Origin of the sequence: Kitasatospora sp. NPDC049285 (assembly GCF_040678815.1) — a bacterium.
In the GTDB taxonomy this organism is placed as follows: Bacteria; Actinomycetota; Actinomycetes; order Streptomycetales; family Streptomycetaceae; genus Kitasatospora.
The window spans coordinates 56258-65646 of record NZ_JBFAQR010000041.1 but is presented as its reverse complement, the minus strand read 5'-3'; the positions used below and the strand labels follow the sequence as shown (position 1 = coordinate 65646).

The window sequence follows — 9389 nt, the reverse complement described above, 5'->3', positions numbered from 1 at the left end:
GGGGCGCAGGCCTTGAGCGCGGCCAGCAGGCGCTGCGGGTACTCGTCCACCGGGCGGACCGGCTGTTCGGCGAAGAGGGCGGGGAAGGTCCGGGTGCCCGCCGTGGAGCCCCCGGTGGAGAGCGCCCCGGCGCTCTCCATCCCCGGCATCCCCGACCCGGGCACCCCGATCTACCCCGGGCTGGAGCACGCGCTGCCCGCCACCCCGCCGGAGCCGGTCGCCCCGGCCGTCCAGCCGACCGGTCGGCGGCGGCGCCTCGCGCTGCCCGCCAACACCGCGGAGAGCGCGGAGGAGGTGACGGCCGTGCTGCCCGCGATCCCGGCCGACGGGCCGCCGCCCTCCGCCGAGCTGGAGCCCGCGCCCCGACCGGTGCCGCCGGCGCCGCTCGCCCCGCCCGCGCTGCCCCAGGCCGCGCCGCCGGCCGAGCCCGTCCAGCCGCAGCCGATCGGCACCGGCCTCGGTGAACTCGCCCCGCCGCGCCCGCTCGGCGGCGGCTTCCAGGCCGCCTTCCCGGCGGCTTTCCCGCAGCCCGCCGCGGCGCTGCCCGCGGCCGAGCCGGCCGCGCTGCCGCCCGGCGGCGAGCGGCCCGCGGAGGCCAACGGGCAGGCGGTGCGGGCCGGTTCGAACGGGACGGCGCTGGCGCTGCCGGCCGCCGCGGAGGGTCGCACCCCGCCGCGTCCGATGGCCGAACTGTCCCAGGCGAGGGAGGCGGCGGACGGTCCGCGCCCGCTGCTGGTCTGGCCGGAGCCCGACCCGTCCACCCGCGGCGCGCTGGAGGGCCGCGGCTTCCAGCCGGTGATCGTCGCCTCCCGCGAGGAGGTGGACGCGCACGCTCCGGTCGCCCCGGCGGCGCTATTCGTCGACCCGCTCACCGGGCCGATCACCCGGACCGCCCTGCAGTCGCTGCGCACCGCCGCGCTGGCGGGCCGGATCCCGGTGCTGGTCACCGCCGGACTCGGCCAGGCCACCCGGGACGCCGCATACGGCGCCGACCCGGCGGTGCTGCTGCGTGCGCTGGCGCCGCGGGACGGCGAGAACCACGCGGCCCGGGTGCTGCTGGTGGAGTCCGACCCGGACGTGGCGGCGGCGCTGATCGCCAGCCTGGAGCGGCGCGGCATGCACGTCGAGCACGCCGCCGACGAGAACGAGGCGGTGGCCCGGGCCAGCAGCGTGCAGCCGAACCTGGTGGTGATGGACCTGCTGCGGATCGAGCGGCGCCACCTCGGCCTGCTGGACTGGCTGCGCGCCAACGACCGGCTGCACCGCACCCCGCTGGTGGTGTACACCGCGGCCGGGCTGGACCCGCAGGCCCGTCCCGGGCTGCGCACCGGCGAGACCGTGCTGTTCCTGGCCGAGCGCTCCACCACCGACGAGGTGCAGGGCCGGATCGTCGACCTGCTGGCCCGGATCGGCGCGCTGGGCGAGGTCGCGACGGCGGGCAGCAGCCGCTGACGTCCGGGTGCCGGCGGGCAACTCGCCTTCGGGGCCTGCCGGTTCAGCGCGGGGGTGGCTCGGCCAGCGGAAGGCGGGCCACCAGGCGGGCACCGTGCGGCGTGTCCTCCGCGGCGAGGGTGCCGCCGTGGTGCCCGGCCAGGTCCCGGGCGATGGCCAACCCCAGTCCGGCGCCGCCGAGTTCACGGCTGCGGGCGTCGTCGAGCCGGGTGAAGCGCTCGAACACCCGCTCCCGGTCGGCGAGCGGGATGCCCGGGCCGTCGTCGCACACCTCCAACACCGCGCCGGTGACGCCGCGTTGGGCGGTCAGCCGGACCTCGATCCGGCGGTCGGCGTAGCGCTGGGCGTTGTCGACCAGGTTGGTGAGCAGTCGGCTGAGCCAGGTGCGGTTCCCCACCACCCGGATTCCGGGGGCGAGTTCGGCGTGCACCGGGATCCGGTCCGGGCCGCGGGCGGCCAGCGTGTCGGCGAACAGCACGTCCAGGTCGAGGAGTTCGGTGGCGACCGGGTCGGCGGCGTCCAGTCGGGCGAGCAGCAGCAGGTCGGCGGCGAGGTCCTGGAGCCGGACGGTGTCCTGCAGGGCGTCGGCGAGCAGTTCGGGCCACAGGTCGGGGTCGGGGTGGGCCAACGCGACCTCCAGTTGGGTGCGCAACACGGCGATGGGGCTGCGCAGTTCGTGGGAGGCGTCGGCGATGAAGCGGCGCTGGCGCAGGCCGGCGTCCTCCAGCCGGTCGAGGGTGGCGTTGACGGTGACGGCGAGGTGGGCGACCTCGTCGCCGGTGTGCGGGACGGGCACCCGGCGGTGCAGGTCGTGTCCGGTGATCTCGGCGACCTCGGCTCGGATCGCCTCCACCGGCCGCAGGGCCCGGCCGGTGACCCGCCAGGTGACCACGGCGATGGTGAGGATCAGCAGCGGTACCGCGACGGCGAGCCCGGTGGCGGCGGTCTGCCCGGCGGCGTCCGCGTCGCGCAGGGACGTCCCGGCGTAGACGGTGAGTTGGCCGTCCGGACCGGTGACGGTGGTGGTGACCACGCGCTGGCGGTGGTCCTGGTCGGCGAGTTTCGCCACCGGGATGCCGGGCTTGACGGGGACGGGCTGCTTGAACGGGACGGGCTGCGGGACGGCGTCCGGGCCCGGGGGCTTGATCAGGTCGGGGGTGGTGGCGATGAGCCGGCCCTTGGCGTCGATCACCCGGATGAAGTCCGCGCCGCGGGCCGGGAGGAGCGGCGGCAGGTGCTGGCGTCCGGCCAACTCGGCGACGTCGGAGGCCTGTTGGAAGGCGGCGTCCTGGGCATTGCGGACCAGGTTGGCGTGCAGCACGGCGAGCAGTGCGAAGGCGGTCCCGCCGAGCGCGAGGGCGACCACGGCGGTGGCCGCGAAGGTGGCCCGGGCGCGGACGGACCGCGGCACCAGGCGAGCGAGTTGACGCCTCATCAGGTCGCGGAAGGCGCGCTCAGCCACCGTCCACCGCCAGCCGGTAGCCGGCGCCGCGGAGGGTGCCGACGGCGGTGCGGCCGAACGGCGTGTCGATCTTCCGGCGCAGGGCGCTGATGTGCACCTCGACGATGTTGGGGTCGCCGTCGTAGGCGGAGTCCCAGACGCTCTCCAGGATCTCCCGTTTGGAGACCACGCCGCCGGCCGCCCGGGCCAGGCACTCCAGGACGGCGAACTCCCGGGTGGTGAGCCGGATCTCGGTGCCGCCGCGGCTGCAGGTGCGGCGGGCCGGGTCGATCGCCAGGTCGCCGAACTCCAGGGTCTGCGGGAGCCGGCGGCCGGTGCGGCGGACCAGGGCGCGGAGCCGGGCGACCAGCACCACGTAGGAGAACGGCTTGGAGAGGAAGTCGTCGGCGCCGGTGTCCAGCGCCTCGGCCTCGTCGAGTTCGCCGTCCTTGGCGGTGAGCATCAGGATCGGGGTGTCGTCGCCGGCGGCGCGCAGCCGGGCGCAGATCCGGTAGCCGTTGAGGCCGGGCAGCATGATGTCGAGCACGATCACGTCGTAGTCGTGCTCGGTGGCCAGCCACAGGCCCTCGTTGCCGTCGTGGGCCAGGTCGACGGCGAAGCCCTCGGCCCGCAGGCCGCGTTGCAGTGCGGCGGCGAGCCGCCGTTCGTCCTCGACCACCAGTACGCGCATGCGGACCAGGGTGACAGGTGGCTCCGGGGCCGCCCAGGGCGGCTTCAGCTTGGCTTCAGGCAGCCCCGGGCATGCTGGGCGCCCGGCCAGCGGGGTGTCCCGGCCGTGTTTCGAGGGAGTCGTACGCGTATGTCTCAGCCGATACCGCCGGAGTCGTCGGAGTCCGGCTTCGAGGAGGAGGCGGCCGTCCCGGTCGCCAAGCGCTCGCTGCGCAAGCGGGTGGTCCGGCTTCCGGAGCGGCCGCGGAACCGCTGGCTGCTGGGCGCCGCCGTGGTGGTGGTGCTGGGCGTGGTGGCGGTCGGCGGGGTCGCGGTGGCCGAGCACCACGACCGCGGGCGCACGGTGTTCGCCTGGGACGGCGACGTCCCCGGCGCGCCGTTCCCGGTGAAGCCCGGGATGGGGAAGGGCGAGCGCGGGGTGGTCGCCGGCCCCGACGGGAAGCTGGTCGAGGGCAAGGTACTGCCGGACGGCACCGTGCTCGGCGGCGCCGTGGTGAAGCCCGGGATGCCCGGGATGCCGGGCCTGTCCGTCGGTGGCAAGCAGGCCGGCCCGGCCGGGAAGCTCGCGCCCGCGGCGCTGCCGGGCATCCCCGCCGACCAGGCGGTGGCGAAGGCCGCCGGGGCGGTGCCGGGCGGCAAGGTGGACGCGCTGTCGGTGGTCGGCCGCGAGGGCGGCGGCAGCTCCTGGGCGGTCGACGTGCTCGGCCCGGACGGGGTGCGCCACCTGGTGACGGTGGACGGCACCGACGGGTCGATCACCGGAAACACCGTCAACGACGTGCGCTGAGCGCACCGTTGAGGGCCCCCGCCGAGTCGTCGGCGGGGGCCCTTCGGGTTGCCGGGCTGCGGCGGGCGTCAGTGGCGGGCGCCAGTGGCGGGCGGCAGTGGTAGGCGTCAGTGGTAGGCGTGCACCACGGCGTGGCCGCGGCCGCGGCCGATCAGCCAGCGGTTGACCGGGACGGTGACCACGAACGCCAGCACCAGCGAGCCGGCCAGCGAGACCCAGAACAGCAGTTGTCCGAGTCCGGCGTCCATCGCGCCCGGGACGGTGACCATGACGCCGTTGTCGATCAGCTCCATCACGATGATCGACACGGTGTCGGCGGCCAGCGCGACCTTCAGCGCCTCCCGCACGCCCAGACCGGCGTTCAGCACGCCGCGCATGGTCAGCGCGTAGCCGAAGACGAAGGCCAGCACGATCGAGATGACCACGGTGGCGCCGTTGTGCAGGCCGAAGCCGACGCCGATCACCTGGCCGAGCACCTCGCCGATGGCGCAGCCGGTGAGGCAGTGCAGGGTCGCCTGGGCGGCGACCCGCCAGCTGCTGCCTCCGCCCTGCGCGTGGTGGTGCTGGTGCGCCTGGTGGTCGGTGTGTGCCAGGTGGTCGGCGTGCTCGTGGTGCCCGGCGTGGGCGTGGTGCTGGTGGCTGTGCTGCTGCTGTTCGGCGTGGTCGGTGTGCTCCATGGCGGCCCCCTGTCGTCCGGTGATCTGTCGTCCGGTGATCTCCGGTCAGTGGAACGCTATACCCCCCTGGGGTATTCCGGCATCCGCTTTTCCGATCGTCCGGAGCCCTGGGGGCCGCCCTGGGCGGGCTACTCCTTGCCGAGCCGGGTGACCTCCAGGCGGTCGGCGGCGTAGTCGGCGCGAATCACCTTCTTGTCGAACTTGCCCACCGAGGTCTTCGGCACCGCGTCGATCAGCGCCCAGCGCTCGGGCAGCTGCCATGAGGCGATCCGTCCGGCCAGGAAGGCGCGCAGTTCGGGCAGGCCGACGGTGGCGCCGGGCCGCAGCACCACGGTGGCCAGCGGGCGCTCGCCCCACTTCTCGTCCGGGACGGCCACCACCGCGGCCTCGGCCACCTCGGGGTGCGCCATCAGGTGGTTCTCCAGCTCGACCGAGGAGATCCACTCGCCGCCGGACTTGATCACGTCCTTGGCCCGGTCGGTCAGGGTCAGGTAGCCGTCCGCGGTGATGGTGCCGACGTCGCCGGTGCGCAGCCAGCCGTCCTCGCTGAACTTGTCCTCCGGGCGCTCCGGTTCGCCGTTCGCGCCGCCGAAGTACGCCCCGGCGATCCACGGGCCGCGGACCTCCAACTCGCCTGCGGCGACGCCGTCGTGGGGCATCGGCTCGCCGTCCGGCCCGATCAGCCGGGCCTCGACGGAGGCCGGGAAGACGCCCTGGGTGACCCGGTACGGCCACTCCTCCTCGGCGGAGAGGCCGGCCGGCGGGTGCGCGACGGTGCCGAGCGGGGAGGTCTCGGTCATGCCCCAGGCGTGCACCACCCGGATGCCGTGCCGCTCCTCGAAGGCCTTCATCAGCGAGGGCGGGCAGGCCGAGCCGCCGATCACCACGGTGCGCAGCGTGGAGGTGTCGTAGTCGCCGGCGTCCAGCTCGTCCAGCAGGCCGGTCCAGATGGTCGGGACGGCGGCGCTGAAGGTCGGCTTGATCCGGTCGATCATCTCGGCCAGCGGCTTGGGCTGCAGGAAGCGGTCCGGCATCAGCAGGCTGGCGCCGGTCATGAAGGCGGCGTGCGGGATGCCCCAGGCGTTGACGTGGAACATCGGAACCACCGGCAGCACGACGTCCTGGCTGGTCAGGCCGAACGAGGAGGCCGCGATGATCTGCATCGAGTGCAGGTAGACCGAGCGGTGGCTGTAGACCACGCCCTTGGGGTCGCCGGTGGTGCCGGAGGTGTAGCAGAGCGCCGCCGCCTGCCGCTCGTCCAGGTCGGTGCGCCACGGGTACCCGGTCGGGCGGTCGGCGATCAGCGCCTCGTAGTCGTGCACCGTGCCGTCGTAGCCCGCCAGCAGCGCCGGGTCGTACGGGCCGGCCACCACCAGGTGCCGGACCGTCCCGGCGACCTGCGGCAGCACGGCGGCGAGCAGCGGCAGCACCGAGCCGTTGACGATCACCACCCGGTCCGCGGCGTGGTTGACGATGTAGGCCAGCTGCGGGCCGGGCAGCCGCAGGTTCAGCGTGTGCAGCACCGCGCCCATCGACGGGATGGCGAGGTACGCCTCCTGGTGCTCGGTGTTGTTCCACATCAGGGTCGCCACGGCCTCGCCCTCGGCCACCCCGAACTCGTCGCGCAGCGCGTGCGCGAGCTGCGCGGCGCGGGCGCCGATCTCGGCGAAGGTCCGCACGACCGGGCCGCCCTCGGTCCAGGTGGTGACGGTGGACCGGCCGTGGACGGTGGAGCCGTGCTGCAGAATCCGGGCGACGGTGAGCGGAACGTCCTGCATCGTGCTGTACACGCGGGGTCCTCCTTGACCGGGCGGCGGACTTACTACCCGCAGGTAGCAAGCGGTTCGTCCGATTGTTCCGTCGCGGTACCCCCGCTGTCAGCATCCGCAACCGAGATGAGATCCGGGCCTCAGCCGCTGGTCAACGCCCGCCGGGCGGGCCGCTCAGCGGGCGACCGGGCCGTCCAGCTGGTCGCGGTCGATGGTCAGGGTCTGACCACCGTAGGTCTCCTGGACGTTGCCGTGGTACTGGTGGATCCGGGAGTGCGGGGTCCACAGGTCGGTGCCGAGCTGGCCCGCGCCGTCGGTGGTGGTCGGGTGGTCGTCCCAGCGGGCGTACCAGACCGCGTCCGGCAGCGGGGAGCTGCCCGCGCGGGCGGCGGCGGCCAGGTCGGCGATCCCCGCGTCGGTGGAGGAGTAGAAGCCGGACCGGAAGCCCGCCTTGTGCAGTGCCTGGGTCCAGCCCAGGGTGAAGTCCACCACCGCCTGGCTGCAGGCCGCGTCGCCGCGCGGGTACGCCTCGATGTCCAGGTAGACCGGGGTACCGGTGCGCAGCCCCAGGCTCTTCAGCGCCTTCACCGCCTCGGCCGCCTCCTCCTTCCCCTGCTGCACCGCCGTCGCAGGGTCGATCCGCTGCGGCTTCCCCGTGGTCATGCACGGCGCCTGCCGCCCGACGTGGGTGGGGATCAGCCGCCACCCCATCGCCTTCGCCTCCCGCACCCAGTCGGCGGTCAACCTCGGCTGGCCGCACGCCCGTTGACGCCCGCTCAGGTAGATGCCGACCGCACCGTACGGCGACGCGTCGCGCCAGGCCTGCAGGGTCTCCAGCGACGGCGCGGTACAGGCGTCGAACCCGGCCCCGGCGAACACCTCGCTCGGCAGCGGCGTCTTGCGGGCGCGCAGCGGGTCGGCCAGCACGGTGCGCTTCAGCACCACCGGCGGGGCCGGCGGGGTCTCCGGGGTGAGGGCCGGGCCGAGCTGCGGCACGACCTCGTGGGCGACGGTCTGCACGACCAGCGCCGGTGCGGCCGGGGCGGGCCCCGCCAGGGCGGCCGTGGCTTGGGCGGGCGCGGCGACTGCGGCCTGGGCGGGCGCGGCCAGGGCGACTGCGCCTTGGGCGGGCGCGGCCGCCGACGGGTCGGTCGCCAGCAGACTCGCGGCGTCGCGGTCGGTGGCGAGCAGCAGGACGAGCGATGCGGCCGTCAGTGCCGCCGGTCCGAGGTAGCGCACCCTCCAGAACTACTGACAGACCATCAGCTCGATCCGCAGGACACGCCGGAGCGGGCCGCAGGTCACTCGGGCGGCCCCACCCCGCCACCTTCCGGTAACCGGCTTTGACGAGTTGCACTCCTTACGGGACACTCGATCCCATGCCAGGCACCTCCCTCACCGTCGAAACCGCCACCGACTACGCGCCCGCCACCTCCGTTTCCAAGGTGCAGGGCAGTGCCCGCCCGGCGCGGGGCTCCACCGCCCGCGACCGGTCGGCCGGTGCGCGCCGACGGGTGGGCGCGGTACCGGCGCCGGTGCTGTGCGTGGTGTCGATGCTGGCGGTGCAGCTCGGTGTGGCCGCCTCCAAGCCCCTGTTCGGCATCCTGGGCGTGGCCGGTGCCACCTTCCTGCGGCTCGCCTTCGCGGCCGTCGTCCTGCTCGCCTTCACCCGGCCCAAGCTGCGCGGACGCAGCCCCCGCGACCTGGCCCTGGGCGGCCTGCTCGGCGTCGCCTCGGCCGGGATGACCCTGCTGTTCGCGGGTGCCGTCGACCGCCTCCCGATGGGCACCGCCGCCACCATCGAGTTCCTCGGACCGCTCGCCGTCGCCCTGGTCTTCGCCCGCCGGGCCGGCCACGTCCTCTGGGCGATGCTGGCCGCCGCCGGGGTCGCCCTGCTCACCCTGCTCGGCGGCGACGGCTCCGGCGGGCTCGACCCGGTCGGACTGGCCTGCGCCTTCGGCGCCGCCGCCTGCTACGCCGGGTACATCCTGTTCACCGACAAGGTCGGCGCGGCCTTCAAGGGCTTCGAAGGCCTCGCGGTCTCCTTCACCATCGGCACCCTGGTGCTCGCCCCGTTCGGCGCCGCCGAAGCCGTGCACGGCTTGGCCGACTCCGGCTCCCCCGTCCTGCTGCTGCTCGCCGTCGCCGCGGTCGCCCTGCTCTTCCCGGTGCTGCCGTACGCGCTGGAGATGACCGCGCTGCGCCGGATGTCCCAGCGGGTGTTCAGCGTCATCGTCAGCCTGGACCCGGCGGTCAGCGCCCTGGTCGGCCTGGTGGTGCTGGGCCAGGTGCTCGGGCTGCCGCAGGTGCTGGGCATCTGCTGCGTCGTCGCGGCGAGCGTCGGCGCGACGCTGACGGCTCGGCGCTGACTTTCCGTTCCGACGGAACGCCCGCGGGGGCGCGGAGGCCGTTGCGGCCTGCGCGCCCCCGCGGGGTTCTCCTCGGGATCCTCCGGGACTTCTCTCCGGGGATCTCGTGCTCTCTGCGCCCCGAGGCGGTGACCCTCTCCACTCCCGGGTGCCACGGCGGTCCGTGCCCTGTTCCGGTCGGCGCCCCCGCCGGCCGTACGCACC

The 9389-nt window shown here is 74.9% G+C and carries 7 protein-coding genes and 1 pseudogene; 3 read left to right on the top strand and 5 right to left on the bottom strand.

Translation table 11 applies throughout. The features are described 5' to 3' along the window. Positions 1–714: 714 nt before the first annotated feature. Positions 715–1452 (top strand): annotated as a pseudogene (locus tag AB0K51_RS23860) (response regulator); the annotation flags it as partial. Positions 1453–1495: 43 nt separating this feature from the next. Here AB0K51_RS23860 and AB0K51_RS23855 read toward each other — a convergent pair. Both AB0K51_RS23855 and AB0K51_RS23850 read right to left on the bottom strand, forming a co-directional pair. Further along, positions 1496–2914 carry a HAMP domain-containing sensor histidine kinase gene (locus AB0K51_RS23855; protein ID WP_363458798.1) on the bottom strand — a complete coding sequence of 473 codons (1419 nt, stop codon included), beginning with the start codon at positions 2912–2914 and terminating at the stop codon, positions 1496–1498. After that, positions 2907–3584, bottom strand: a complete 678-nt coding sequence (locus tag AB0K51_RS23850) for a response regulator transcription factor (RefSeq protein WP_363458797.1) — start codon at positions 3582–3584, stop codon at positions 2907–2909. The genes AB0K51_RS23855 and AB0K51_RS23850 overlap by 8 nt, the downstream gene beginning before the upstream one ends. A gap of 129 nt (positions 3585–3713) precedes the next feature. Here AB0K51_RS23850 and AB0K51_RS23845 point away from each other — a divergent pair, with 129 nt between their 5' ends. After that, complete coding sequence (locus AB0K51_RS23845) at positions 3714–4370, top strand: PepSY domain-containing protein (protein ID WP_363458795.1); 657 nt, start codon at positions 3714–3716, stop codon at positions 4368–4370. A gap of 107 nt (positions 4371–4477) precedes the next feature. Here the strand turns inward: AB0K51_RS23845 and AB0K51_RS23840 are convergent, their stop codons facing one another. From AB0K51_RS23840 to AB0K51_RS23830, 3 genes are all read right to left on the bottom strand, one after another. After that, positions 4478–5047, bottom strand: a complete 570-nt coding sequence (locus tag AB0K51_RS23840; RefSeq protein WP_363458793.1) for a DUF4396 domain-containing protein — start codon at positions 5045–5047, stop codon at positions 4478–4480. Between the two features lie 128 nt (positions 5048–5175). Then, positions 5176–6837 (bottom strand): long-chain fatty acid--CoA ligase, encoded by a 1662-nt coding sequence (locus tag AB0K51_RS23835; protein WP_363458792.1) that lies wholly within the window; start codon positions 6835–6837, stop codon positions 5176–5178. Between the two features lie 153 nt (positions 6838–6990). After that, the gene (locus AB0K51_RS23830) at positions 6991–8055 is read right to left on the bottom strand and encodes a glycoside hydrolase domain-containing protein (protein WP_363458790.1); all 1065 of its coding nucleotides are present in this window, start codon (positions 8053–8055) and stop codon (positions 6991–6993) included. 140 nt (positions 8056–8195) lie between these two features. Here AB0K51_RS23830 and AB0K51_RS23825 point away from each other — a divergent pair, with 140 nt between their 5' ends. Then, positions 8196–9185 (top strand): EamA family transporter, encoded by a 990-nt coding sequence (locus tag AB0K51_RS23825; protein ID WP_363458789.1) that lies wholly within the window; start codon positions 8196–8198, stop codon positions 9183–9185. The last annotated feature ends 204 nt before the right edge of the window (positions 9186–9389 follow it).